23 protein-coding genes are annotated in these 26,442 nt (G+C 68.2%); 8 read left to right on the forward strand and 15 right to left on the reverse strand.

Annotation, left to right across the window (positions count from 1 at the left end; translation table 11 throughout):
- Position 1: 1 nt before the first annotated feature.
- The 15 genes from ACFPO9_RS17780 to ACFPO9_RS17850 all read right to left on the reverse strand — a co-directional run bounded on the left by ACFPO9_RS17780 (position 2) and on the right by ACFPO9_RS17850 (position 17,013).
- Entirely contained in the window at positions 2–673 is a 672-nt protein-coding gene (locus ACFPO9_RS17780; RefSeq protein ID WP_379772859.1) for a cytochrome c oxidase subunit 3 family protein, read from the reverse strand.
- Entirely contained in the window at positions 670–2,298 is a 1,629-nt protein-coding gene (gene ctaD / locus ACFPO9_RS17785) for a cytochrome c oxidase subunit I (RefSeq protein ID WP_379772862.1), read from the reverse strand. Before ctaD ends, ACFPO9_RS17780 begins: the two co-directional genes overlap by 4 nt.
- Positions 2,273–3,223 (reverse strand): cytochrome c oxidase subunit II, encoded by a 951-nt coding sequence (gene coxB / locus ACFPO9_RS17790; protein WP_379772865.1) that lies wholly within the window; start codon positions 3,221–3,223, stop codon positions 2,273–2,275. The genes ctaD and coxB overlap by 26 nt, the downstream gene beginning before the upstream one ends.
- The gene (locus tag ACFPO9_RS17795; RefSeq protein WP_379772868.1) at positions 3,220–4,008 is read right to left on the reverse strand and encodes an SCO family protein; all 789 of its coding nucleotides are present in this window, start codon (positions 4,006–4,008) and stop codon (positions 3,220–3,222) included. The genes coxB and ACFPO9_RS17795 overlap by 4 nt, the downstream gene beginning before the upstream one ends.
- The gene (locus ACFPO9_RS17800) at positions 4,005–4,340 is read right to left on the reverse strand and encodes a hypothetical protein (RefSeq protein ID WP_379772871.1); all 336 of its coding nucleotides are present in this window, start codon (positions 4,338–4,340) and stop codon (positions 4,005–4,007) included. The genes ACFPO9_RS17795 and ACFPO9_RS17800 overlap by 4 nt, the downstream gene beginning before the upstream one ends.
- A complete protein-coding gene (locus ACFPO9_RS17805; RefSeq protein WP_379772873.1) occupies positions 4,333–5,274 on the reverse strand; it encodes a hypothetical protein in 942 nt (313 codons plus the stop codon). Before ACFPO9_RS17805 ends, ACFPO9_RS17800 begins: the two co-directional genes overlap by 8 nt.
- Entirely contained in the window at positions 5,271–5,885 is a 615-nt protein-coding gene (locus ACFPO9_RS17810) for a c-type cytochrome (RefSeq protein WP_379772876.1), read from the reverse strand. Before ACFPO9_RS17810 ends, ACFPO9_RS17805 begins: the two co-directional genes overlap by 4 nt.
- Positions 5,882–6,415 (reverse strand): DUF3341 domain-containing protein, encoded by a 534-nt coding sequence (locus tag ACFPO9_RS17815; RefSeq protein ID WP_379772879.1) that lies wholly within the window; start codon positions 6,413–6,415, stop codon positions 5,882–5,884. Before ACFPO9_RS17815 ends, ACFPO9_RS17810 begins: the two co-directional genes overlap by 4 nt.
- An 8-nt stretch (positions 6,416–6,423) precedes the next feature.
- Positions 6,424–7,827, reverse strand: coding sequence for an NrfD/PsrC family molybdoenzyme membrane anchor subunit (gene nrfD, locus ACFPO9_RS17820; RefSeq protein ID WP_379772881.1), 1,404 nt, complete (start codon positions 7,825–7,827; stop codon positions 6,424–6,426).
- A complete protein-coding gene (locus tag ACFPO9_RS17825) occupies positions 7,824–10,646 on the reverse strand; it encodes a 4Fe-4S dicluster domain-containing protein (protein WP_379772884.1) in 2,823 nt (940 codons plus the stop codon). The genes nrfD and ACFPO9_RS17825 overlap by 4 nt, the downstream gene beginning before the upstream one ends.
- The gene (locus ACFPO9_RS17830; RefSeq protein ID WP_379772887.1) at positions 10,643–11,293 is read right to left on the reverse strand and encodes a cytochrome c3 family protein; all 651 of its coding nucleotides are present in this window, start codon (positions 11,291–11,293) and stop codon (positions 10,643–10,645) included. The genes ACFPO9_RS17825 and ACFPO9_RS17830 overlap by 4 nt, the downstream gene beginning before the upstream one ends.
- Positions 11,294–11,399: 106 nt before the next feature.
- Positions 11,400–13,256: a penicillin-binding protein 2 gene (mrdA, locus tag ACFPO9_RS17835; RefSeq protein ID WP_379772889.1), complete on the reverse strand. Its 1,857-nt coding sequence runs from the start codon at positions 13,254–13,256 to the stop codon at positions 11,400–11,402.
- Positions 13,257–13,371: 115 nt separating this feature from the next.
- Complete coding sequence (locus ACFPO9_RS17840; protein ID WP_379772892.1) at positions 13,372–15,513, reverse strand: putative bifunctional diguanylate cyclase/phosphodiesterase; 2,142 nt, start codon at positions 15,511–15,513, stop codon at positions 13,372–13,374.
- Positions 15,514–15,580: 67 nt separating this feature from the next.
- Positions 15,581–16,093: a GNAT family N-acetyltransferase gene (locus ACFPO9_RS17845; RefSeq protein ID WP_379772894.1), complete on the reverse strand. Its 513-nt coding sequence runs from the start codon at positions 16,091–16,093 to the stop codon at positions 15,581–15,583.
- On the reverse strand, positions 16,093–17,013 hold the full coding sequence (locus tag ACFPO9_RS17850) for a LysR family transcriptional regulator (protein WP_379772897.1): 921 nt from the start codon (positions 17,011–17,013) through the stop codon (positions 16,093–16,095). Before ACFPO9_RS17850 ends, ACFPO9_RS17845 begins: the two co-directional genes overlap by 1 nt.
- A gap of 274 nt (positions 17,014–17,287) precedes the next feature.
- Here ACFPO9_RS17850 and ACFPO9_RS17855 point away from each other — a divergent pair, with 274 nt between their 5' ends.
- From ACFPO9_RS17855 to ACFPO9_RS17890, 8 genes are all read left to right on the forward strand, one after another.
- A complete protein-coding gene (locus ACFPO9_RS17855; RefSeq protein ID WP_379772899.1) occupies positions 17,288–19,666 on the forward strand; it encodes a TonB-dependent receptor in 2,379 nt (792 codons plus the stop codon).
- A gap of 70 nt (positions 19,667–19,736) precedes the next feature.
- Entirely contained in the window at positions 19,737–20,609 is an 873-nt protein-coding gene (locus ACFPO9_RS17860) for an alpha/beta fold hydrolase (RefSeq protein ID WP_379772901.1), read from the forward strand.
- A gap of 32 nt (positions 20,610–20,641) precedes the next feature.
- Complete coding sequence (locus ACFPO9_RS17865; RefSeq protein ID WP_379772904.1) at positions 20,642–21,835, forward strand: substrate-binding domain-containing protein; 1,194 nt, start codon at positions 20,642–20,644, stop codon at positions 21,833–21,835.
- Position 21,836: 1 nt separating this feature from the next.
- Positions 21,837–22,607 carry an ABC transporter ATP-binding protein gene (locus ACFPO9_RS17870; RefSeq protein ID WP_379772905.1) on the forward strand — a complete coding sequence of 257 codons (771 nt, stop codon included), beginning with the start codon at positions 21,837–21,839 and terminating at the stop codon, positions 22,605–22,607.
- The gene (locus ACFPO9_RS17875) at positions 22,600–23,337 is read left to right on the forward strand and encodes an ABC transporter ATP-binding protein (RefSeq protein WP_379772908.1); all 738 of its coding nucleotides are present in this window, start codon (positions 22,600–22,602) and stop codon (positions 23,335–23,337) included. The genes ACFPO9_RS17870 and ACFPO9_RS17875 overlap by 8 nt, the downstream gene beginning before the upstream one ends.
- Positions 23,334–24,359, forward strand: a complete 1,026-nt coding sequence (locus ACFPO9_RS17880; protein WP_379772911.1) for a branched-chain amino acid ABC transporter permease — start codon at positions 23,334–23,336, stop codon at positions 24,357–24,359. Before ACFPO9_RS17875 ends, ACFPO9_RS17880 begins: the two co-directional genes overlap by 4 nt.
- 2 nt (positions 24,360–24,361) lie before the next feature.
- Positions 24,362–25,426 (forward strand): branched-chain amino acid ABC transporter permease, encoded by a 1,065-nt coding sequence (locus tag ACFPO9_RS17885; protein WP_379772914.1) that lies wholly within the window; start codon positions 24,362–24,364, stop codon positions 25,424–25,426.
- A gap of 350 nt (positions 25,427–25,776) precedes the next feature.
- Positions 25,777–26,433, forward strand: a complete 657-nt coding sequence (locus tag ACFPO9_RS17890) for a choice-of-anchor J domain-containing protein (RefSeq protein ID WP_379772917.1) — start codon at positions 25,777–25,779, stop codon at positions 26,431–26,433.
- Positions 26,434–26,442: the final 9 nt, after the last annotated feature.

Raw genomic sequence — 26,442 nt, forward strand, 5'->3', positions numbered from 1 at the left:
GCTAGCCCCCCGCCCTGCCGACCAGGTAGAGCAGCGGATACAGGAAGATCCACACCAGGTCGACGAAGTGCCAGTACAGGCCGGCGATTTCGACCGCTTCGCCGGACGGCGCCGCCGGCGCGGGGCGGCGCAGCAGGAAGGCCAGCACGATGCAGACCACGATGCCGATCGTCAGGTGCAGCGCGTGCAATCCGGTCAGGGCGAAGTAGAGGATGAAGAACAGCTCCATGCCGGCCTGCTCCTGCGGATGGCCGCCGTGTTGCGGATGAAAGTCCACGCCCGGAAACAGCTGCGCCTGGTATTCGCTGCGGTATTCGAAGCCCTTGATGACAAGGAAGGCGGTACCCAGCGCCGCCACCGCCAGCAGCAGTTTCATGGCCTGCGACCGCCGCCCGCCTTTCGCCGCATGGCCGGCCAGCGCCATCAGGAAGCTGCTGGTCAAAAGCACGGCGGTGTTGACGGTACCGAGCAGGAAGTCGGTATGGCGGCTGGCGGCCGCGCTGGCCTCTGGATAGTGCGTGCGCAGGTAGAGGTAGCCGAACAGCAGCGGCCCGAAGAACAGCAGCTCGCTGGCGATGAAGACCCACATGCCGAAGGTGGACGCGAAGTCCTGCTGCGCGCGGCTGGTGAACTGCTCGGCGTGGGGCTGCTTGACCGTGTCCATGGCGCTCATTTGCTAGCGTAAGCATAAGGCTCGCGCACCACCACCGGCTGCTGCGCGAAGTTATGTTCGGGCGGCGGCGAGGCGGTCTGCCATTCGAGGCCGGTGGCCTGCCACGGATTCGACGGCGCCTTGCGGCCGTAGCGCAGCGACCAGCCGAGGTAGCCGAGCGGCAGCAGGTAGCCGACCGCCAGCAGCACCGCGCCGGCCGAGGACAGCACGTGCAGCAGCTGGAATTCTTCCGGATAGCTGTGGTAGCGGCGCGGCATGCCGGCATAGCCCAGCAGGTATTGCGGGAAAAAGGTGAGGTTGAAGCCGGCGAAGATCACCAGCGCCGCCACCCGGCCCCAGGCTTCCGAATACATGCGGCCCGTGATCTTCGGCCACCAGAAATGGATGCCGCCCAGGTAGGCCATCACCGAGCCGCCGACCATGATGTAGTGGAAGTGGGCCACCACGAAATAGGTATCGGACAGGTGCACGTCCAGCGCCAGCGCGGCCAGGAACAGGCCGGTCAGGCCGCCCACCGTGAACAGGCCGACGAAGCCGAGCGCGTACAGCATCGGCGCGCCGAAGCTGATCCGGCCTTTATAAAGCGTGGCGGTCCAGTTGAAGACCTTGATGGCCGAGGGCACCGCCACCATGAAGGACAGCAGCGAGAACACCATGCCCGCGTACACCGACTGGCCGCTGACGAACATGTGGTGTCCCCATACCAGGAAGCCGATCACGCCGATGGCGAGGATCGCATAGGCCATGAAGCGGTAGCCGAACACCGGGCGGCGCGCATAGCAGGGGATGATCTCGCTGGCCACGCCCATCGCCGGCAGCACCATGATGTAGACCGCCGGGTGCGAGTAGAACCAGAACAGGTGCTGGAACAGCAGCGGGTCCCCGCCCAGCGCGGGGTCGAAGATCCCGACCTGGAACAGGCGCTCGATCGCGACCAGGATCAGGGTCATCGCCAGCACCGGCGTCGCCAGCACCAGGATCAGCGAGGTCGCGTAATTCGCCCACACGAACAGCGGCAGTCGGAACCAGCCCATGCCGGGCGCGCGCATGGTGTGCACGGTGACGATGAAGTTCAGGCCCGTCAGGATCGAGGAAAAGCCGACCACCAGCACCCCCACCAGGCACAGCACCACATGCGAGTTCGAGAACATGGTCGAGAACGGGGTGTAGAAGGTCCAGCCGGTGTCGACCCCGCCGGCCAGCAGCGACCACAGGACGATGGCGCCGCCCGCCATGTACAGATACCAGCTGGCCAGGTTCAGGCGCGGGAAGGCCAGGTCGCGCGCGCCGATCATCAGCGGCATCAGGAAATTCCCCAGCACCGAAGGGATAGACGGAATCAGGAACAGCCAGACCATGATCACGCCGTGGGCAGTGAACAGCTTGTTGTAGGTGTCCGCGCTGACCAGGTCGCCCTGGGGCGTGGCCAGCTCCAGGCGGATCAAGGCCGCCGCCACGCCGCCGAGGAAGAAGAACAGGGTGATCGACACCGCGTACAGGATCGCGATGCGCTTGTGGTCCTTCGTACCGAGCCAGGACCGCAGCGTGTAGCCCTCCTTCAGGTAGCTGGCGCCGGCCTTCTCGCCCTTTTCTTCGAGCTCAAGGTCGCTCTGCGCGCTCGTCATGTCCGCTCTCCCTGATGTATTCGATGATCGCCAGCAGGTCTTCCTCGCCGATCTGGCCGGCAAAGGAAGGCATGATGGCTTCGTAGCCCGCCACCACGTCCTTGCGCGGCACCAGGATGGCATCGCGCACGTAGGCTTCGTCGGCGACCAGCTCGCGGCCGTCCTGCAGGTGCACACGGCGCCCCAGCAGATTGGTGAGATCCGGCGCATGCACGCTCGACCCCGCGGCGTGGCAGCCGCTGCAGCCGTAGCGGCGGAACAGCGCGAAGCCGCGCTGCGCCATGCCGGGCTGGCGCGGCCCCTCGGCCAGCCAGCGCGCGAATTCGCTTGGTGGCTGCACCACGATCTTCCCGGTCATCATGGCGTGCTCGGTGCCGCAGAATTCGGCGCAGTACAGGCGGTACTCGCCGGCCTTGCTGGGCGTGAAGCCGATCGAGGTATAGCGCCCCGGCACCGCGTCCTGCTTGATGCGGAAGTCCGGCACGAAGAAGCTGTGGATCACGTCCTGCGAAGTGAGCACCAGGCGCACGGGCCGCCCCAGCGGCAGGTGCAGCTCGCCGACCTCGCGCCGGCCGTTGCGGTGCTCGGCCTTCCACATCCACTGCTTGGCCACCACGAAGACCGGGGTGGCGGCCGGGTCGGGCTTGTACAGGGCGGCGTAATCCACCGCGCCCCAGGCGTAAAGGCCGAGGAAGAGCAGCAGCGGGATCAGGGTCCAGGCGACTTCCAGCCCCAGGTCCTTCTCGCGCGCGCCGGCGCGGTTCGCCGGCGAGGCGGCGCGGTAGCGCACGCAGAAGACGACCATCATGACCAGCAGGATCAGGGCCACGGCGCCGGTCAGCAGCAGCAGGCACAGGGCCAGGCTGTCCAGGCGGGTGGCCGACTGGGCGCCATCGGCGGGCAGCAGGTGGAAGGGCACGCTCATGGCCGGCTCCCCGCGCGTCGATACCATATCCACCCGCCCAGGCCCAGCGCCGCCAGCAGCGCCGCCGTCCGCACTGCCATCATCGCCGCCGCGCTGTGTGCGCCGGCGCCAGGGTCGTAGTGGGAGCAGAGCAGCAGCAGGCGCTCGCCCAAAGAGCCGGCGGCGGGGGGCTGTCCGTCCTGCGCCGCCTGCAGGGCCGTGCGCAAGGCCGCCGGCTCGAAGCGCACGCCCGGAAAGTAGCGGACGATGCGCCCTGCCCCGTCGGCCACCACGAAGCCGGCGGCGTGGGCGAATTCGCCGCCGTCCGCGTCTTGCACGGCGCGGTAGCCCAGCGCCTGCTCCAGCCGCGCCAGCGTGGCCGGGCCGGCGGTCAGCATGCGCAGGTCGGCCGCGCCGCCCGGCAGCAGGGACGCATAAGCGGCGCGCTTGCCGGCCGCCGCCTGCGCGCCGTCGCGCGGGTCGATCGAGAAGCCGGCCAAACGGTAGCTGCCGGGCGCCATGCCGCTCAAGGCGAGCGCCTGCAGCACGCCTTCGAACAAGGTGCTGCACAGGTTGGGGCAGCTGTAGTAGCCGGGCACCAGCACCACCGGCGCCTTGCCGAACAGGCTGCCGAGGCGGATCGGCGCGCCGCTTTCGTCGCGCAGCATGGCGTCGAGCGGCAGTTGCGTGCCGATCGTGGGCGAGAACCCGGCGGCCGGCTGCGGCGGCAGGCGCAAGGCCTGGGCGCCGGCCGCCTGAGAGCAGCACAGGGCCATGCAGAACAGGAGCCGCAGGGCGCGCCTCATGGCTTGACCTCCTTTTGCCGGCGCGCCGCTTCGATCCGCATCGCCTCGTCCAGCGGAATGTGGGCGATGCCGGCGCCGCGGTCGACCCAGCCGGTGCTGTTCAGGCGGCGCTGCTTCTCGGCGAAATAGGCGGCGCTGTCCTGCTGCGGCGCCGGCTGCAGGCGCGGCGCAGGGATCCCGGCCGGCGGCTGCGCCGTGTTCGCGGCCGGTCCCAGGATGTGCAGCAGCCACCAGGAACCGCCCACGGCGAACACGATGCCGCCGGCGATGGCCAGCGCGCCGCGCCGGATCGCGCGGAAGTGGATGCCTTCGTCTTCGCTGTTGTCAGCCATGAACGTCCCTCCCCACCGAAGGCAGCACCAGCCACCAGCAATCCAGCACGTGGGCCGCCAGCAGCACCGCCGCCAGCACGCCCAGCACGCGCGGCGCCTGCTTCGCGCGGCGCGACAGCAGGATGACCAGCGGCCCGGCGCCATGCAGGGCCAGCAGGCCCCAGGCGACGGCATGCCAGCCGGGCGTGTCGCGCCGCAGGTACCAGGCGATCTCGCGCGGCAGGTCGGCGGCCCAGATGATCAGGAACTGCACGTAGGCCAGGTAGGCCCAGCTCAGCACGTACATCATCAGCAGGTTGCCGAGGTCCGGCAGGCGCTGGCGGGCGGCTTCCCTGTCGATCAGCAGCACCGCCAGCGCCAGCCCGGCCAGCATCTGGCCGGTGGCGGCCAGCCAGCCAAACACGCTCGAATACCATTCCGGCTGCAGCGACATGATCCAGTCGGCGGCGGCCAGACTGACGGAAAAGCCGTAGGCCAGCAGGCAGGCGGCGGCGCGTCCCGCCGAGCGGCTGCGGGCGCGGGTCTCGATCCAGGCGAGCAGGCTCCATAAGGCCAGATACAACACGCTGCGGACGACGAAGAAGACGGGGTTGAACCACCACGTGCGGAAACCGGTCGCAGGCTCCGGCACCTGCCCGTCGGCCCAGGGATACAGCAGCTGCATCCCCAGCAGCACCGGCAGGAACAGCAGGCAGGCCAGCGGCAGCCAGCGCGCGGCGCGCAGCAGCGGTGGGCGTATCGTCTCGCCCCAGGCGCCGCCGGTCAGCTGGTGCAGCCAGACGTTGGCCAGCCCGCCGAGCAGCGCGCCGGTGCCGAACCACCACAGCGCCAGGTAGCCGGCCAGCAGCGCGCGCAGGTCCGGACGCCAGGCTGTGCCGGCCACGGCCAGGACCAGCAGCGCGGCGGCGGCGACGGGCATCGTCATGCGCTTCATGGCGCGGCTCCCGGCTGCGCATCCAGCTGCGCCTTCAAGGCCGGCGGCAGGCTGTCCGCGGGCGCCTGCTGGCTCAGTTGCAGCGCGCGGATGAAGGCCACGATGGCCCAGCGGTCGGCCGGCTCGACCCGGTCCGCATAGGGCAGCATCACACCGTAGCCCTGGGTGATCACCTCGTAGATGTGGCGGTCGGGCGCCGCGCGCAGGCGGTCCTGGTGGAAGCTGGGCGGCGCCGGGAAGCCGCGCCGCACGATCATGCCGTCGCCGTCGCCCACCGGGCTGTGGCAAGGCAGGCAGTAGATCATGTAGCGGCCGCGGCCCCGCTCCAGCAGGCGCAGGTCGACCGGATAGGGATTGCTCTGCGCCTGTTCGGCCGCGATATCGGTGTTGACCGCGGCGACGCCCACCCGTCCGCCCGAGCTGCCGGCGAAGGCGCCGCGCGCACGCGGCTGGGTGCCCGCGGGCGGCATGCGCGCGCTGGCGCCGTCCGGGAACAGGGTGCTGCCGGCGAAGGTCGTGTAGCGCGGCTGGTCGTACATGTCCTGCTTGGCGCGTTCGCAGCCTGCCAATAGGCCGCAGCAGCACAGCAGGATGCTCGCGAGCGCCCTCATGCCGGCACCTCGCGCAGCAGCATGGGCTGCAGGCCTTCCAGCAGGCTGCGCGCCGGTCCCGGCGCAAACACGGGATCGTGGGCGGGCAGGCACAGGAAGAAACGGTTGCGGCTCGCCAGCTCGAATTCCTCGACCTCGAACAGCGGGTGATGGAGCCTGGGCAAGCCGTTTTGCACGAGCATGACCAGCACCGCCGCCACCGCCGCACCCAGGATCGTGATCTCGAAGGTGGCGGGAATGAAGGCCGGCCAGCTGTGCAGCGGCCGGCCGCCGGCATTGATCGGGTAGTCGACCACCGCCGCATACCACTGCAGGAAGTAGGTCCCCGCCCCGCCCAGCAGGCCGCCGGCCAGTGCGGCCGGCGCGGTGCGGTCGCTGTTGCTGCCGAGTGCTTCGTCCAGGCCCTCGATCGGGAAAGGGCTGTAGGCCTCGGCCCGCGTGTAGCCGTTTTCGCGCGCCTGGCGCGCCGCCGCGCACAAGGCCTCGGCGCTGGGGAATTCGGCCAGCAGGCCATAGCACGGCGCGCTCATGCCCGCAGTCATATCTTCCCTTTCGAACTGTCGCGCACCAGCTCGCGCATCTCGGCCATCGAGATCAGCGGCAGGAAGCGCACGAACAGCAGGAACAGCCAGACGAACAGCGCGATCGAGCCGAACAGCGTGATCCAGTCCCAGACCGTCGGATAGAACATGCCCCAGGCCGACGGCAGGTAATCGCGGTGCAGCGAGGACACCACGATCAGGAAGCGCTCCATCCACATGCCGGCATTGATGACGAGGCTGAGCAGGAACAGGGCCGGCACGCTGTGGCGCACGCGGCGGCTCCACAGCAGCTGGGGCAGCAGGATATTACAGGCCAACATCGACCAGTACACCGGCGCATAGGGTCCGGTCCAGCGGTTGATGGTCATGAAGATCTCGTATTTTTCGCCGCTGTAGAAAGCCGTGAAGATCTCGGACAGGTAGCCGTAGGCGACCATCCAGCTGGTCGCCAGCAGCACCTTGGCCGCATTCGCCAGGTGGCGGCCGGTGATGAAGTCTTTCAGCCCGAAGGCCGCGCGCAGCGGGATCGCCAGGGTCAGCACCATCGCGAAGCCCGAGAACAAGGCGCCGGCGACGAAGTAAGGCGGGAAGATGGTCGAATGGTAGCCCGGCGTGTTCCCGACCGCGAAATCAAGCGAGACGATGGTGTGCACCGACACCACCAGCGGCGTCGCCAGTCCCGCCAGCAGCAGGTAGGCGTTCTGGAAGCGCGCCCAGTGCCGGGCCTCGCCGCGCCAGCCCAGCGCCAGCAGGCCGTAGGCGATCTGCGCGCCCCGTTGCCCGCGCACGCCGGCGCGGTCGCGCAAGGTGGCCAGGTCCGGAATCAAGCCGACGTACCAGAACATCAGCGATACCGACAGGTAGGTGGCGATGGCGAAGAAGTCCCACACCAGCGGGCTGCGCCACTGCGGCCAGACGTTCATCACGTTCGGATACGGCACCAGCCAGTAGAAGAACCAGGGCCGGCCCAGGTGCAGGATGGGGAAGATGCCGGCGATGCTGGCCGCGAACAGGGTCATGGCCTCGGCGAAGCGGTTGATCGAGGTGCGCCATTTCTGGCGCAGCAGGAGCAGCACGGCCGAGATGAAGGTGCCGGCGTGGCCGATCCCGATCCACCAGACGAAATTCCCGATCGCGAAACCCCAGGCCACCGGGATGTCGACGCCCCAGATGCCGATGCCCTTCACCAGCAGCCAGCTGACCGCCACCAGCAGCGCCAGCACGCCGCCGCAGGCGACCAGGAAGGCGCTCCACCACTTCCAGCCGAAGCGCCCGGACAGCACGATGCCGGCGATCTTGTCGCTGACGTCGGCATAGTCCCAGCCGGCGCGCAGCACGGCACTGTCGCGCGAGCGCGGCTGACCGCCGCCGGGTTCAAGGGAGGAAGGCGGCGCGCTCATCCCAGCTCCGGGTCGGGGTTGATCACGCGCGTGAGATAGCTGGTGCGCGGGCGGGTGTTCAGCTCTTCGAGCAGCACGTAGTCGAGCGCCGAGGCCTTGGCCGCCACCACCGCGCTGTTCGGATCGTTCAGGTCGCCGAAGTGGATCGCCGACGTCGGACAGGCGGCCTGGCAGGCGGTCACCACCTCCCCGTCCGCGATGCGGCGGCCCTGCTTTTCGGCGTCGATGCGCGCGCGCGTGATGCGCTGCAGGCAGTAGCTGCATTTCTCCATCACGCCGCGCTTGCGCACCGTGACCTCGGGATTCTGCATGGCTTTCAGGCTTTCCTGCTTCTCGTTCGAATACTGCAGGAAGTTGAAGCGCCGGACTTTATAGGGGCAGTTGTTCGAGCAGAAGCGGGTGCCGATGCAGCGGTTGTAGACCTGCACGTTCAGGCCTTCGTCGTCGTGCACGGTGGCGCCGACCGGGCAGACTTCCTCGCAGGGGGCGTGCTCGCAATGCATGCAGGGCACCGGCTGGAACAGGCTGCGCCCATTTTGACGGTAGCGGTCGACGCGGATCCAGTGCATGCTGCGCCCGCGCATCACCTCTTCCTTGCCGACCACCGGGATGTTGTTCTCGGCCTGGCAGGCGACCGTGCAGGCGGCGCAGCCGATGCAGGCGCTCAGGTCGATCGCCATGCCCCATTTGTAGTCCTCGTAACGGCGCTCCGGATACAGCGAAGTCTTGCCGCCCTCTTCCTCCTTGCGCCGCGCCGCCGCGGGCCGCCCAAGCTCCTTCACGTGCACCGGCTCGCGCCCGTGCATGTCGACTTCGCGCTGGCGCAGCGCGAACACGTGGCCGGCATCGGTGCGCTCCATGCGCAGCAGCACCGGCGCCCGCATCGCATTCCGCGGGCGCAGGCGGTAGGCGTCGAAGCCGACCGCGTTGCCGACCGCCCCGGCGCCGCTGCGGCCGTAGCCGAGCGGCAGGGTGATGACGCCCTCGGCCTGCTCGGGCAGGACCAGCACCGGCGCCATCAGGCTGCGGCCGTCCACTTCCAGGCGCACGACCTCGCCATCGTGCAGGCCGGCGCGTTCGGCCGTGCCGGGGCCGACCAGGGCCGCGTTGTCCCAGGTGAGCGAAGTCAGAGGCCGCGGCAGCTCCTGCAGCCAGGCGTTGTTGGCGAACTCGCCGCCATCGACGGCCGGATCGGGCGCGAACACGGCCACCAGCGGCGGTGTGGGCAGGGCCGGCATCGCGATCGCCGGCACCTTGCGCACCGCCACCGCGGCCGCGGCGCTGTCCGGCACCAGGCCGCGGCGCAGCATCTCGCGCCAGGCTTGCTCGAAGTCCTCGCCCTTCTGCCAGGTCGAACGCACCAGCGTGCGGCCATCGCGGCTGCCCTCCCCCAGCGCCAGCGCCAGCACTTCGTGGGCCGAGCGCCCGCCGTACAGCGGCGCGATCAGCGGCTGCACGATACTGGCCGTGCCCTCGTGGGCGCGGGCGTCGCTCCAGGCTTCGTAGCCGTGCGCCAGCGGCAGGTGCCAGTTCGATTCGCGCGCGGTCTCGTCGCGGTACAGGCCCAGGTGAGCGCTCAGCGCCACGCGGCGCAAGGCCTTGGCGAAATCGAGCGCGGGCGGCGCGGTGTAGACCGGATTCGTGTCCAGCATCAGCAAGGTGTCGACCCGGCCTTCGCGCATGTCGGCGGCCAGTTCCGCCAGGCCCTCGGCATGCGTTGGCGCGCCCAGCGCCACCGGCTCGATATACGCCACGGCGCCATCCTCCGCGCCGAGGCGCTGGTTCAGCAGGTGCGCCAGCGCGCGGCTGGCCGGGCTCAGGGTCGGGCCGGCCACCACCAGCGCGCGCCCTTTCGCATCGCCCAGCGCCTTCGCCACCGCGGCTTCCCAGCGCGTCCCGGCCGCGCCGGGCGCCGTGCCGCCGCCAGGCGCCGCGCCCAGCAGGCCGGCGATGCGCCACAGCGCCGCCTCGATCTCGTGCGGCGCCCGTGCCAGGCGCTGGTCGGCATAGGCGCCGGTCAGGGTCGGCGTCGACTCCATCGCATACAGGCGCCTGGCGGCGGGGTCGAGGCCGAGCCGGCGCGGCGCCGTAAAGGCGCGCGCATGCGCCAGCGCGCCGCCATGCGAACCCTCGGCGCCGAACAGGTCGGCGTCCAGCGTCAGCAGCACCGCGACGTGGTCGAGCCGATACACCGGGTCGAGCGCGCGGCCGAAGGCCAGCGTGGAGGCGGCCGCGGCGCCGTCGTCGTGCAGCGGGTCCCACGCATGCCAGCGCATGGCCGGGTAGCGCTTCTGCAGCGCCGCCAGTTGCAGCGCCATGGTCGGCGAGCTCGCCGGGCCGCTGAGGATGCGCAGCCCGGCCCCGCCGTCGCGCGCGAAATGCGGGCGGCGCGCTTCCCAGGCCGCCTCGAAGGCCGCCCAGGTCGACAGTTCGGTGCCTTGTTGCACGGTCTGCGAGCGGTCCGGGTCCCACATCTGCAGGATCGAGGCCTGGGCGAAGACGTCGGTGCTGCCCTGCGCGACCGGATGCTCTGGATTGCCCTCGACCTTGGTCGGGCGGCCCATGTTGGTCTCGACCAGCACCCCGTGCGCGAAGCCGCGCCGCACGAAGGCGCTGGCGTAGAACAGCGGCAGCCCGGGCACGTCCTGCTCCGGCATGCGCACATAAGGGACGATGGTCTCGGCCGGCGGCCCGCTGCAGCCGGCGCCGGCCAGCGCCGCCGACGCCGCCATCAGCTTCAGGAAGCGGCGCCGCGCCGGCGCATCTTCACCATGCGCCTGGCCGTGGATGGGAATGACGGGATGGTGATGGTGCGTCATCGGTGGCAGGTCGAACAGTTGGTCAGCGCATTGGCGCTGCGCAGGCGGTACAGGCGGTCGAGCTGGCGCACCTCTTCCGGGGTCAGGGGCCGCTGCGGCGCCATCGACAGCACCTTGGACAAGGGCCGGATGTGCTGCGGCGCATTGCGGTGGCAGCCCAGGCACCATTGCATCTCGAGCGAGGCGGTGCGCCAGGTCAGCGGCATCTGGTCGACGCGGCCGTGGCACTCGACGCAGGCCACGCCCTTGTTCACGTGGATGTCGTGCTCGAAATAGACGAAGTCCGGCAGGTCGTGCACGCGCACCCACTGGATCGGGCGGCCGCTGCGCGCGCTTTCATGCAGCGGCGCGAGCAGGGGCGAATCGAGGAAGAGCTGGGAATGGCAGCTGAGGCAGATCGCCGTCGAGGGCATGCCGGCAAAGCGGGACTTCTCGACCGAGGTGTGGCAGTAGCGGCAATCGATGCCGTCGTCGCCGACATGGTGCTTGTGGCTGAAGGGAATCGGCTGCGCAATCGGCTCCAGCACGCCGTGGGCCGGCCGCATGCGCCAGTGCGCCGCCGCGACTGCCGCCACCAGCAGGCCGAGGATGGCAAGCAGGGCCAGTTTGACGGCGAGGACGGCGGGCTTGGAAAATGGCGCGGCCATTGCTGAGGCGTTTCAGGTCCGGGAATAGATTTGTATAATTAAAGTTGTATTTTCAACCACCCGGATTAGTATAGACTTCCGCCCGCAAAGGGCCCGCACGCTTGAACTATCGCTTGCCCAGCAAGTAGAAATCGAGCGCCTTGCGCGCGATCGGCGCCGCCGATGCGGCGCCCCACTCGCCGTTCTCGACCACCAGCGCCAGCGCGATCTTCGGCTTGTCGGCCGGCGCGAAGGCGATGAACAGGCCGTTGTCGCGCAGGCGCTCCGGCGTCATGCCGCGATTGTATTTGGCGCCATTCAGGCCGACCACCTGGGCGGTGCCGGTCTTGCCGCCGGCAAGGTAGCCGGCGCCGTGGAAGGCCTTGTAGCCGGAGCCGGCCTGCTCGCTCGTCACGCCGACCATCGCGCGGCGGATGAAGTCGACGTTCTGCTGCTTCAGCGGGATGCGCCCGGCGGCCCGCGGCGCCGTCGGCGTGCGCGCATGGCTGGCCGCATCCTCGAGCATCCTGACCAGGTGCGGCTTCATGACCGTGCCGTCGTTGGCCAGGGTCGCCACCGCATGCGCCAGCTGCAGCATCGTGTAGTTGTTGAAGCCATTGCCGATGCTGACCGAGATCGTGTCCCCGCCCACCCACTTCTGGGCGGCGCGATTGTTCCTGAATCGCGCGCGCTTCCACGCCTGCGAAGGCAGCACCCCGCTCTTTTCGTGTTCGAGGTCGATGCCGGTCGGCGCACCGAAGCCGAACTGCTTCATGAAGCCGCTGATGGCGTCGATCCCCATCTCGTTGCCGAGCTGGTAGTAATAGGTGTCGCAGGAGACGACGATCGAGCGGTACATGTCGACGTAACCGTGGCCGCCGGCGACGTCGTCGTTGAAGCGGTGCCCGCCCAGCATGAAATAGGCCGGGTCCTGGATGCCCTGCTCCGGGCGGCGCTTGCCGAGTTCCAGCGCGGCCAGGGCCATGAAGGGCTTGAAGGTCGAGCCGGGCGGATAGGTGCCGGACAGCGGGCGGTTCATCAGCGGCTTGTCGAGCGAGGTATTCAGTTCGTTCCAGCTTTGCGGATCGATGCCGTCGACGAACAGGTTGGGATCGAAGCCGGGCCGCGACACCCAGGCCAGCACCTCGCCGGTCCCGGGCTCGATCGCGACCAGCGCGCCGCGCCTGTCGCCGAAGGCCTGCTCGACGAGCTTTTGCAGTTCGATGTCGATGGACAGGATCAGGTTCGCGCCCGGCGCCGCCGGCGTGCGCGACAAGGTACGGATCGCGCGCCCGCCGGCCGAGCGCTCGACTTCCTCGTAGCCGGTGACGCCATGCAGCTGGCGCTCATAGCTCTTCTCGACGCCTTCCTTGCCGATATGGTCGGTGCCGTTGTAATTGGCCGCGTCCTCGCCGGCTTCGATCGCCTTCGCTTCGTTCTGGTTGATGCGGCCGATGTAGCCCAGCACGTGGGCGGCCACCTCGCCCAGCGGGTACTGGCGGAACAGGCGCGCCTGCACCTCGACGCCCGGGAAGCGGAAGCGCTCGGCGGTAAAGCGGGCCACCTCCTCGTCGCTCAGGCGGGTGCGGATCGGCACGCCGGCGAAGTTCTTCGATTCTTCGAGCAGGTGCTTGAAGCGCTTGCGGTCCTTGGCTTCGATCGTCACCAGCTTGGCCAGCTCGTCGATCACGGAGTCGAGGTTGGCCTCCAGTTTCGAGGGCGTGATCTCGAGCGTGTAGGCCGAGTAGTTACTGGCCAGGACCACCCCGTTGCGGTCCAGGATCAGGCCGCGGTTGGGAACGATCGGCACCAGCGCGATGCGGTTGTCCTCGGCCTGGGCCAGGTACTGGCTGTGCTTGACCACCTGCAGCCAGGCGAAACGGGCCGCCAGCAGGCCGAAGCAGATGAGTACGAACAGGCCGAGCCAGCCCAGGCGCGTGCGGAAATGGTGGATCTCGCGATCGCTGTCTCTTAGTTCGGTCATGGCGCGGCAGCATAGCAGATCATGCAATTTGGAAATACACAGAATCCCACCGTGGGACGAATGGGGGGATTGGTGCGATGAATTGCCACGACGGCGGTTGCCGGCGAACGCCGGCTCAGGCCGATGTCGGTGTCTGCCTATCCCGCGCGAGCAGCAGCGCCGGCACCGCCGCCGCCTCGACCGGGCGTGCGAACAGGTAACCCTGGGCTTCGTCGCAACCCAGCTCGCGCAAGAGCGCCAGCTGCATCTCCGTCTCCACGCCTTCGGCGACGATCCGCATCTTCAGGCCATGGCCCAGCGCCACGATGGCGCGCACGATGGCCGCGCTGTCGGCATCGCGCCCGAGATCGTGGACGAAGGCGCGGTCGACTTTCAGGCATTGCACCGGGAAGCGCTTCAGATAGGCCAGGCTCGAGTAGCCGGTGCCGAAATCGTCGATGGCCAGTTCGACCCCGAGCGCGCGGATGCCCGCCAGCAGGCGCTCGACGACGTCGATGCGGCTCATGGCGATGCTCTCCGTGATCTCCAGCTCCAGCGCGTCCGGCGCCAGCTCGGCGCCGGCCAGCGCCGAGGCGATCGTGCCCAGCAAATCCTTCTGGTAGAACTGGCGGATCGAGAGGTTGACCGCCACTCTCGGCTGGAAACCGTATTCGCGGCGCCAGGCGCTGGCCTGTTCGCAGGCGCTGCGCAGGACCCAGTTGCCGATGCCGACGATCAGGCCGGTCTGTTCGGCGATCGGGATGAAGCGCGCCGGCGAGACCTGGCCCAGCAGCGGATTGTGCCAGCGCAGCAGCACCTCGAAGCCGGTGATGCACCCGCTCGCGATGGCGATCTTGGGCTGGTAGACCAGGCTGAATTCGCCGCGCTCCAGCGCCCGGCGCAGCTGCTCCTCGACCAGCAGGCGCTCGTCGAGATGGGAATGGCTGGCGTCGGAATGGAAGTGCACCGGCTCGCCGCCGTCGCCGCGCGCGCGGTGCTTGGCAATGTCGGCCAGGCGCATCAATTCGTTGACCGAGCCGGCGTCCTGCGGATAGGCGGCGACCCCGATCACCGGCTCCAGGTGGAACTCGCGCTCGCGCACGCGCACCGGTTCGGACAGCAGCGCGTGCAGTTCGAAGGCGAGGCCGTCGACCGCTTGCCCTGCCTGCGCGCTCCGCACCAGCAGGCCGAATTCGTTGGTCTTGACGCGCGCCGGGCACATGGCCTCGGGGGCCAGGCGGCGCATGCGCGCGGCGACCTCGCGCACCGCCTCCTCGCCGGCGTCGATGCCCAGCAGGTCGCCCACTTCGTGCAGGCGCTCGAGCGCCACCAGGACCAGCACCACCTGCCCGCCCTCGCGGGCCGCGGCGTCGGTCGCCTCGCCCAGCGCGCGGCGCAGCCGGTTCTGGTTCGGCAGGCCGGTCAGCGGATCGAAATCGGCCAGCCATGTCAGCCGGTTTTCGCTGCTGGTCAGGCGCGCGATCAGGGCCGCCTGGCGCTCGGCTTCGCGCCCGATGCGCCAGGCCAGCAGCGCCAGCGTCGACGACAGCAGCAGCCAGGCCAGCACGCCCACCCACAGCCAGCCGCGCCAGACCGCCAGCGTGTCAGCCTTGTCGCGCCCGGTGATGATCACCAGCGGATAATCGCCGACCGCGCTGTAGCCGTACAGGCGGCGCTTGCCGTCGGTCGGGCTGGTGGTCTCGAAGGCGCCGGCCGGCATGCGCGGCAGGTGGACCTGGAACAGCGGCGTGTCCCGGAATGAACGGCCGATCGCACCCGGCAAGGTGGGGCTGCGCACCAGCATGACGCCGTCGCGCCGCAGCAGGGTCACCGAGCCGCCGCTGCCAAGGTCGCTGGAGGCGAAGATGCGCTGGAAGTAGGATACGTCGGTGTCGATGGCGACCCGCCTGGCGGCGCCGCCTTGCGCGGCCGGCAAGCTGCGGGCCAGCGTGATTGTCGTGCGCCGGCCGTCCCTGTCCGGCGCGCCGAGGGCGACTTCCGGTTCGCTGCCCGGCGCCGCGGCGGCGCTATCGCTGTCGCTGTCGACGGAGCGCGCCAGCCGCGTGTCGAGCGCCAGCATCGCGTAATGGGTCTGCGCCGCATAGGCCTCGGCCAGGTTCAGCAGGTTGGTCTCTTCGCGTTCTACCGTGCTGCGGTAGCTCGAGACCAGCAGTCCGGTGAGCGCCAGGGTGATGGCGACGATCAGCAGCCCCGCCACGGCGAGCGCGCGGGGAACGCGATGAGTTACGGGCAGGGGCGTGGTCGGGCTGTCCGGCATAGTTGTGAATACACGTTGATTCGTACCCAGTATAACGTGCGCGGCCCTTGGCGACGTCCGGCGCGTGCTAGGCCAGCAGCACGATTGCCGGCGAAATATCCGCGGCCGCCAGCACATAGCGCCCATACGGCACGCCGCGGATCGGCGCCAGGTCGCGGTCGCGCACGAAGCCGATCGCTTCGTACATACGCAGCGCCGATGCCATGACCGGACTCGTATGCAGGCCGACGAAAGGCGCGCCGGCTTCCTTGGCAAGCCGCAGGCAGCCCGCCACCAGCGCCCGCCCGGCGCCCTGCCCGCGCCGCGCCGGATCGACCACCAGCATGCGGATCACCGACCACTCGCCCGGGAAGAAGTCGGCGCGCGGCCGGCCCGGTCCGAGGTGCGCCACAGCGCCGGCGATGGCGCCATCCCGCTCGGCCACCAGCAGATCGGCGTTCGCCGCCAGCTCGGCCATCCGGCCGATGCCCTCGATGAAGCTGGGCCAGTCGTCGTAATCCCGCGAATACTGCGCGAACGCCGCCCGCGCCACCGCATTCACGGCTTCACGGTCCGCTTCCACGCAAGCACGGACTCGCATCAGGCCGCCCTCCCGATATCGCCCTTCACCCACCAAAGCGAAGGATTGTTGTCGGCCAGCTCGCGCAGCAGGTCCCACACCACCTTCACGCGGCGCAGGCGGTACAGGTCGGTCGGCGCGGCCAGCCAGAACGAGCGCTCGGCGTAGAAGCCGGGCAGCACCGGCACCAGGCGGCCGTCGTCCGGGATCGCGTAAGGCGGCGCCATCATCAGGCCCATGCCCAGCGCCGCGGCCTCGACCTGGGCACCCATGCCCAGCGAGCAGAAGCGCCGGCGCGGCGTGAAACCGAGCTCGTTCAGGTAGGACAGCTCGCGGCTGGCCAGGCGGTCCTGCACGTAGTCGACGAAGTCGTGGCGTTCGAGGTCGGCCTGGCTGCGGATGGGCGGATGCCGGTCCAGGTACGCGGGCGAGCCGTACAGGTAGAAGCGGAAGGAAGCCAGGCGCGTGACCACGTAGCGGCCGGTGGCGGGCGGATCAAGCATCACGCCCAGGTCGGCCTCGCGGTTGGCCAGGTTGGCGAAGCGCGCCAGCGACAGCATCTCGATCGACAAATCCGGATGGGTGTCGAGCAGCTTGACCAGCAGCGGCGCCACCACCCTGATCCCGAACACGTCCGGCACGCCGAGCCGCACCACGCCCTGGGCCCCGAGTTCGGTCCCGCCCAGCTGCTCGAGCGCGGCCAGCGAGGCGCCTTCCATCGCCTCCGCGTGCGGCAGCAGGGCGTGGCCCATTTCGGTCAGCTCGTAGCCTTCGCGCGAGCGGTCGAACAGGGTGGTGCCGAGCTGGCTCTCGAGGCGGTCGATGCGCCGCGCCACGGTCGTGTGCTCGACCTCCAGCCGGCGCGAGGCGCCCGACAGCGTGCCGGCGCGCGCCAGTTCGAGGAAGAAACGCAGATCGGTCCACTCAGGCAAGGTATGCATGTGATGATTGTCTGTTATCAGCAACAGTTATTGTGCACCAGTGCACATTTCGACGCCAATAATTTCCTCAGCTCAGCTTCAAAGCGGCACTTCACCAGAGTGAAACAGGTGCTCCCTCGGCGCGTGCATGCACCGGCTCAAAGCATGCATGTGCATTTTTGCACACCTGCTGAGCGCGTTGTTATCTATTCAACCAGTCTTGTGCGGGGCAAACTCCATCCCGTGCGCAAAACCTGAACGCATGCTGCTATCAAAAAATACTAGGAGACATACGATGCGTCGTACCGAAAACAAACTGATGTTGCTGAACCGTTCCGCCCTCTCCACCGCCGTCCTGCTGGCGCTCTATGGCGGTTCGTTCGGGGCAGCATATGCCCAGGAAGGCGCCGACAGCGCCGCCGCCACCGCCGCCGCAACCCCTGCCGCCGCCAGCGACAACATCAACCAGGTGGTCGTCACCGCCCGCCGCCGCGCCGAGCTGATCCAGGACGTGCCGGGCGCCGTCACCGCGATCTCGGCCGCCGAGCTGGAAAAAAGCGCGATCCCCGACATCACCGCCCTGACCGACACCGTCCCGAACACCACCCTGAAGGCTTCGCGCGGCACCAACACCACGCTGACCGCCTTCATCCGCGGCATCGGCCAGCAGGACCCGGTGGCCGGCTTCGAACAGGGCGTCGGCATCTACCTCGACGACGTCTACCTGGCCCGCCCGCAAGGCGCGCTGACCGACATCTACGACCTCGAACGCATCGAAGTGCTGCGCGGCCCGCAGGGCACCCTGTACGGCCGCAACACCATCGGCGGCGCGGTCAAGTACGTGACCCGCAAGCTGGCGCCGAAGCCGACCCTGGACGCCAAGGTCACCTTCGGCAACTACGGCGAGAAGGACCTGGTCGTCAAGGGCAGCATGCCGGTCTCCGACATCCTGCGCATCGGCGCCACCGTCGGCACCTTCAACCGCGACGGCTTCGGCCACAACGTCATCAACGGCCGCCAGAACTACAACAAGGACGTGATGGCCGGCCGCATCAGCCTGGAACTGACCCCGACCCCCGACCTGTTCATCCGCCTGTCCACCGACAAGACCGTCGACGATTCCGAAGCGCGCCAGGGCCAGCGCCTGACCCTGGGCCCGGCGCCGGGCAATCTCCAGCCGGCTTCCGGCACCTACGACACCCGCGCCAACCTGTACACGGTGCTGGGCCACGAGCAGCAGGTCACCACCGAAGGCAGCTCGCTGATGGCCGAATACACGATCGATCCGACCCTGTCGGTGAAGTCGATCACCGCCTACCGCAAGTCGAAGTCCTATGCGCCGATCGATTTCGATTCGCTCGAAGTGCCGCTGTGGGAAGCGCCGTCCTTCTACAAGGACAACCAGGCCAGCCAGGAATTCCAGCTGACCTACACCGGCCAGAAGGTGCAGGGCGTGGCCGGCGTGTTCTACATGAAGACCAATGCCTACAACGACTTCGACGTGCTGTACAACGCCGCCGGCGGCCTGTCGCTGCTGACCCACGACGACATCGATTCGAAAACCTGGGCCGCCTATGCCGACGCCAGCTACAACGTCACCGACGCCCTCAGCGTGACGGTGGGCGGCCGCTACACCGAGGACGAACGCCGCGCCGAGATCTTCAAGCAGACCTACCTGGGCCTGAACAGCTCGCCGCGCCTGGGCAACGCCGGCGCCGTCGCCTTCGGCAACCCGAACACCAACCTCGGCAAGGATGCGCTGCACCGCACCGACAAGAAGTTCACGCCCAAGCTCGGCTTCGGCTACAAGCTGACCCCGGAGCACAACCTGTACACCACCTGGTCGAAGGGCTTCAAGGGCGGCATGTTCGACCCGCGCATGGACCTGGCGGCCACCGGCGGCCCGACCTCCACGGTATCGCTGGCCAAGCGCGCCGGCGTGGCGCCCGAGGAAGTCAGCAGCATCGAACTGGGCGTGAAGTCGTCGATGAACGGCGGCCGCCTGCAGACCAATGCCGCGGTCTTCTACACCGACTACAAGAACGTGCAGATCCCGGGCTCGATCCCGACCTACGACGCCGCCGGCAACGTGAACGGCTTCGCCGGCTCCCTGACCAACGCCGGCAAGGCCAAGATCAAGGGCCTGGAACTGGAAGCGGTCGCGTATGTCACGCCTCAGCTCAGCGTCAACGCGATGTACAGCTACATCGACGCCAAGTACAACGAATGGATGGTGGCGAACGGCGCCAACCTGGTGAACATCGCCGGCAGCACCGAGTTCCAGAACACGCCGAAGAACTCGGCCAACATCGCCGTCAACTACGAATGGCCGATGGCGGTCATGGGGCGCTCGGGTTCCGTCAGCCTGTCGAACAGCCTGTCGTACAAAGGCAAGGTGTACCAGACCGAGATCGCCCGCAGCACCGGCGTGGCCGCGCTGGACGCCACCGTCCCCGGCAACCTGATGCTGGCCCAGGATGGCTATGCGCTGTGGGATGCGGGCCTGGTCTGGACCAGCAGCGACCGCAAGATCCAGGTCGGCCTGCATGGCCGCAACCTGACCGACAAGCGCTACAAGACCGCCGGCTATAACTTCTCCGGCTTCTTCAACACCATCACCGCGTTCTACGGCGACCCGCGCACCGTGCGCGCCACCGTCAACGTGAAGTTCTGATCCGCCCCCGTAAGACGGCCACAGGGGCGTCCCGCGGGACGCCCTCTTTTTAAGATCATAACGGGGTCCAATGTCCAATTACACTGAACTCAGCTTCACGAGCGAAGACGGCTTGCGCCTGTACGCGCGCGATTACGCCGGAAGCAGCGGGCCCGCGCGCCTGCCCGTGATCTGCATCCATGGCCTGACCCGCAACTCGGCCGACTTCGACGAACTGGCGCCCCTGCTCGCGGCCTTGTCGCGGCGCGTGATCGCGGTCGACGTGCGTGGACGCGGGCACTCGCAGCACGATCCCCGCCACGACAACTACAACCCGGTCGTCTACGCCGGAGACGTGGCCAGGCTGATGCACGAACTCGGCATCGCGCGCGCCGTCTTCATCGGCACCTCGATGGGCGGCCTGATTACCATGACCCTGGCCGCGCAACACATCGAGCTGGTGGCGGCGGCCATCCTCAACGACATCGGCCCGGTGCTGTCCGAGAAGGGCCTGGCGCGCATCGCGGGCTATGCCGGCAAGGGCGTGGCGCTCGGCAGCTGGAGCGAGGCCGCCGGCTTCATCAAGGACATCAACCTGTGCGCCTTCCCCGACAACTCCGAAGAGGAATGGGGCAAGTGGGCGCGCCGCGCCTTCGAGCAGGACGAAACGGGCAGCCTGAGTCCGCGCTACGATCCGAACATTGCGATTGCACTCCAAACCGGTAAACTGCGTCCGACGTCCCTGGCGGCGCGCATGGCCTTCCGCCGGCTGGCGCGCAAGCGTCCCGTGATGCTGGTGCGCGGCGCGCTGTCCGACCTGGTGGAAGCGCGCCAGGCAGACTGGATGCGCCGCGCCGCGCCGGACATGCAGTACGTCGAGGTGCCGCAGGTCGGCCACGCGCCGATGCTGACCGAGCCGGCGGCGCTAAAGGCGATCGCCGAATTCCTGGCGACCGTGCCCTGAACAGAACACAGCAAGAGAAACGAGGAGACCACATGAAACGCATCAAGCCCATGTCAGCCGCCCTGCTGGCAGCCTTCATCGCCACCGCGGGTTCCAGCGCCCTGGCCGCCCCGGACCTGAAGGTCGCCCTCATCGCCGGCAAGACCGGCGCCCTGGAAGCCTATGCCAAGGAAACCGAGACCGGCTTCATGATGGGCCTCGAATACCTGACCGGCGGGAAGATGGAAATCAACGGCCGCAAGCTCAAGGTGATCGTCAAGGACGACCAGGGCAAGCCGGACCTCGGGCGCACCCTGCTGGCCGAAGCCTATGGCGACGACAAGGTCGACATCGCGGTCGGCACCACCTCGTCCGGCTCGGCGCTGGCGATGCTGCCGGTGGCGAAGGAATACAAGAAGGTGCTGATCGTGGAGCCGGCCGTGGCCGACGAGATCACCGGCGCCAAGTGGAACAAGTACATCTTCCGCACCGCGCGCAGCTCGATGCAGGACGCGATGGCCGCCGCCTCCACCTTCAAGAGCGGCAGCGTGGCCTTCCTGGCCCAGGACTACGCCTTCGGCCGCGACGCCGTCAAGGCCGCGAAGGAAGCGCTGGCCGCCACCGGCAGCAAGGGGAAAGTCGTGCACGAGGAATACGCGCCGGCCGCCTCCACCGACTTCACCGCGCCGACCCAGCGCATCTTCGACGCCCTGAAGGACAAGCCGCAGCCGCGCGTGCTGCAGATCGTGTGGGCCGGCCCGAACCCGCTGAACAAGATCGCGGACATGAAGCCCGAGCGCTACGGCATCACGGTGGCCCCGGGCGGCAACATCCTGCCGGTGATGAAGACCTGGAAAGCCTTCGCCGGTACCGAAGGCACCATCTTCTATTACTACGGCTTCCCGAAGAACAAGATGAACGACTGGCTGGTCGCGGAGCACACCAAACGCTTCAAGGCCCCGCCCGACATGTTCACGGCGGGCGGCATGGCGGCGGCCGGTGCGGTGTTCGCGGCGCTGAGCAAAGTGCCGAACGCGAACGGCGACCAGCTGTCGGCGGCGATGGAAGGCATGTCCTTCGAGACCCCGAAAGGCCAGATGACCTTCCGCAAGGAAGACCACCAGGCGCTGCAGCCGATGTACCACTTCCGCATCAAGAAGGACCAGAAGAACGAGTGGGACATCCTGGAACTGGTGCGCGAGATCCCCGCCTCCGAACTGCCGCTGCCGGTGCGGAACAAGCGCTGACATGGCTGCCGCACCACAGCCATCCCTGTCCACCCGCGACCTGACGATCCGCTTCGGCGGCCACGTCGCGGTGAACGGGGTGACGGCCGAGTTTTATCCCGGCACCCTGACCGTGATCGTCGGTCCCAACGGCGCCGGCAAGACCACCTACTTCAACCTGGTGTCGGGCCAGCTGGCCGCGTCTTCCGGCAGCGTGCATGTCGCCGGCAAGGACGTGACGAAACTCGGCCCGGCGGCCCGCACCCGCCTGGGCGTGGGCCGCGCCTTCCAGCTGACGAACCTGTTCCCGCACCTGACGGTGCTGGAGAACGTGCGCCTGGCGGTGCAGAGCCGCGCTGGCATCGGCCTGAACATGTTCTCGGTGTGGTTCGGCCACAAGGCCGTCATCGAGCGCGCCGAGCACTATCTGGAGCGCGTCTCGATGGCCGCCAAGCGCGACCTGCCGGTCGGCACCCTGCCCCACGGCGACCAACGCAAGCTCGAGGTGGCGATCCTGCTGGCCCTCGAGCCCGAGATCCTGATGTTCGACGAGCCCACCGCCGGCATGAGCGTGGACGAAGTCCCGGTCGTGCTCGACCTGATCCACCAGGTCAAGGCGGAGCGCAACAAGACCGTGCTGCTGGTCGAGCACAAGATGGACGTGGTGCGCTCGCTGGCCGACCGCATCATCGTGCTGCACAACGGCGCCCTGGTCGCGGACGGCGAACCGCGCGAAGTCATGCAATCGAAAATCGTACAGGAAGCCTATCTTGGAACACCGGAACATGCCTGATCCCGCCGCTGAACCGATATTGACCCTGTCGGGCGTGCACACCCACATCGGCCAGTACCACATCCTGCAAGGCGTCGACCTGGTGGTGCCGCGCGGCGGCCTGGCGGTCCTGCTGGGCCGCAACGGCGCCGGCAAGACCACCACCCTGCGCACCATCATGGGGCTGTGGAAGGCCAGCGCCGGCAGCATCGTGTTCGACGGCCGCGACATCACGAAAATGAGCACGCCGGACATCGCGCGCGCCGGCATCGCCTACGTCCCGGAAAGCATGGCCGTGTTCTCGGAGCTGACGGTGCGCGAGAACCTCTACCTGGCCGCGCGCAACGGCCCGCTGGACCAGGCGCGCGTGGACTGGATCTGCGGCTTCTTCCCGGCCCTGAAGAAATTCTGGAATTACCCGGCCGGCAACCTCTCGGGCGGCCAGAAGCAGATGGTGGCGATCGCCCGCGCGATCGTCGAACCGCGCAAGCTGCTGCTGGTGGACGAGCCGACCAAGGGCCTGGCGCCCGCCATCGTGCAAAGCCTGATGCTGGCTTTCCGCGAGCTGAAGGACACCAATACCACCATCCTGCTGGTCGAGCAGAACTTCAACTTCGTGCGCACGCTCGGCGATACCGTCAGCGTGATGGACGACGGCCGCGTCGCCCACGCCGGCCTGATGCACGACCTGGCCAACGACGATGCGCTGCAGCAGCGCCTGCTCGGCCTTTCACTGGACTCTCACCAATGAGCGCTACTCTCCCGATGACCAAAGCGCAGGCGGACGCCCCGCTGCCGGCCGCGAAACGCGACCTCGCGCCGCTGCTGCTGGCGCCGGCGCTGGCGCTGGCCGTGCTGCCCTTCGTCTCCCTGCCGACCTGGGTGACGCTCACCGTCGCCGGCCTCGCGATGGGCATGATGATCTTCATCATGGCCAGTGGCCTGACCCTGGTGTTCGGCCTGATGAGCGTGCTGAATTTCGGCCATGGCGCCTTCGTCTCGGTCGGCGCCTTCAGTGCCACGCTGGTGCTGCTGCCGATGCGCGGCTGGCTGGAAGCCGATTCGCTGGCGGCGAACCTCGGCGTGCTGGGCCTGGCGGTGCTGGTGGCCATGCTCGTCACCGCCCTGATCGGCTGGGCCTTCGAGCGCATCGTCATCATGCCGGTCTATGGCCAGCACCTGAAGCAAATCCTGATCACCATGGGCGGCATGATCGTGTCGGAGCAGCTGATCAACGTGATCTGGGGCGCCGACCAGATCCCGCTGCCGCTGCCGGCCGCGCTGCGCGGCGCCATCTTCATCGGCGAGGCCGCGATCGAGAAATACCGCCTGCTGGCGGTGGCGGTCGGGCTGGTCGTCTTCGCGGCGATGTTTTTGACGCTCAACCGCACCAAGATCGGCCTCCTGATCCGCGCCGGCGTCGAGAACGGCGAAATGGTCGAAGCCATGGGCTACCGCATCCGGCGCCTGTTCATCGGCGTGTTCGCGGCCGGCTCCGCGCTTGCCGGCCTGGGCGGCGTGATGTGGGGCTTGTACAAGGAGACCCTGGTGGCCAGCATGGGCAGCGAGATCATGGTGATGGTCTTCATCGTCGTCATCATCGGCGGCCTGGGCTCGGTGGGCGGCTGCTTCATCGGCGCGCTGCTGATGGCGCTGCTGGCCAACTACGCCGGCTTCCTGGCGCCCAAGCTGGCGCTGGTGTCCAACATCGTGCTGATGATCGCCATCCTGCTGTGGCGTCCGGCCGGCCTGTATTCGAAGTCGCGGGGCTGAGCATGCTGATCAAACTTCTTTCCGGCGACCTGCCGCGCAGCCGCGCCCTCGGCGCCCTCCTCCTTCTGGTCCTGCTCGGCCTGCTGGCGGCGCCCTTCCTGTTCTCGGGCGCGCGCCCGCTGAACACCGCCGCCACGATCTGCGTCTACATCGTGCTGGTGGCGTCCTACGACCTGCTGCTGGGCTATACCGGCATCGTCTCCTTCGCCCACACGATGTTCTACGGGATCGGCGCCTACGGGGTCGGCATCGCCCTGGCCAGCGTCGAGGAACCCACCTGGGGCATCGTCTTCATCGGCATCGCCCTGGCCCTGCTGCTGACGATTGCGCTGGCCTTCGTGATCGGCCTGTTCGCGCTGCGCGTGCGCGCCATCTTCTACGCCATGATCACGCTGGCCGTGGCGTCCTCGTTCGCGGTGCTGGCCTCGCAGCTGTCCGATTTCACGGGCGGCGAGGATGGCCGCACCTTCAGCGTGCCGGAGATCCTGTCGCCGGCCTACACGCTGATGGAGAACGAGGTCCTGGGGCGTTCCATCGACGGCAAGCTGATCACTTATTATGTGGTGTTCTTCGGCTGCCTGCTGCTGTTCCTGTTCCTGCTGCGCCTGGTGAACTCGCCCTTCGGCCGCGTGCTGCAGGCGATCCGCGAAAACGAATTCCGCGCCGAGGCGCTGGGCTACCGCACCGTGGTCTACCGCATCTGGGCCAACGTGCTGGCCGCCGTCGTCGCCGCGCTGGCCGGCGCCCTGATGGCCCTGTGGCTGCGCTATGTCGGGCCCAAGACCTCGCTCGGCTTCGAGGTGATGACCGATATCCTCTTGATCGTCGTGATCGGCGGCATGGGCACGATGTATGGCGCGGTGGTCGGCGCCGCCCTCTTCATCCTGGCGCAGAATTACCTGAAGACCCTGATGGGGCAAGCCTCGGAGGCGCTGGCCGGCATGCCGATGCTGGCCGCCGCCCTGCACCCGGACCGCTGGATGCTGTGGCTGGGCGTGCTGTTCATCCTTTCGATTTACTTCTTCCCGATCGGGATTGTCGGCAAGCTGCGCTTCCGTCGCAAATAAGAACGCACCCGCGTTCCGACATCGCCCCCGCGTCCCTCGCCGTCGCCCCCGCGAAGGCGGGGGTCCAAGTTCGGCGAGCAGCCGCAATCGTGCACTGGCACTGATCCACCAACTTGGGTCCCCGCCTTCGCGGGGACGACGTTGCAAGTCCTCCCCTCCCCAGTCCTACTCCACGCCCCCGCCCGGCCTGCACGGCAATACCTTGCAGCGCACCTGAAGTCCAGTCCGCGACTTAGCTAAAGATCAATGCCTGTTGTCATCTCAACCATATGATGAACTCAGCATGGCCTCGTCGACTAGCCAGCGCGAGTGATTTCTCCATCCTACTGGCTTCCAAGAAAGGGCTTTCAATGAAACCCGTCAATAGTTTGTTTGCGGCAGCCACGTTCTCGCTGGCCGCACTCGGCGCCACGGCCGCGCAGGCCCAGAGCGTCGAGGTTCTCAACGAAGGATTCGGCAATGTCAGCGGCCTGAGCGGCTGGGCCCTGGTCAACAACAGCGTTCCGCCGGGTTCCGCCTGGTTCCAGGGCAATTCGGGCATCTTCCCGGCCCAGGCCGGCGCTGCGGATGCCTATGCCGCCGCCAGCTTCCTCAGCGCCGGCGGCAGCGGCGGCACGGTCGACAACTGGCTCATCACGCCGGTCCTGAACCTGTCCGGCGAATCGGTGCTGAGCTTCTACACCCGCCAGGCCGGCGACCCCGGCTTCAGCGACCAGCTGGAGGTGCTGTACTCGTCCGGCTCCGGCGCCGATATTTCCGGCTTCACCAGCCTCGGCCTCGTCGTCGCCGGCGACTACCCGGCCGACTGGTCGCAGTACAGCGCCACCGTGACGGGCAGCGGCGAAGGCCGCTTCGCCTTCCGCTACTTCGGCCCCGCCGACAGCTTGAACTATGTGGGCCTGGACACGGTCAGGGTGGTAACGGCCGTGCCCGAGCCGACCACCTGGGCGATGCTCGCGGCGGGTCTCGGCCTGTTCGGCCTGCGCCGCCGCAAATTTCACGCCTGATCGGAGATC

It is taken from the genome of Massilia aerilata, assembly GCF_042656905.1.
Taxonomy (GTDB): domain Bacteria; phylum Pseudomonadota; class Gammaproteobacteria; order Burkholderiales; family Burkholderiaceae_D; genus Telluria; species Telluria aerilata.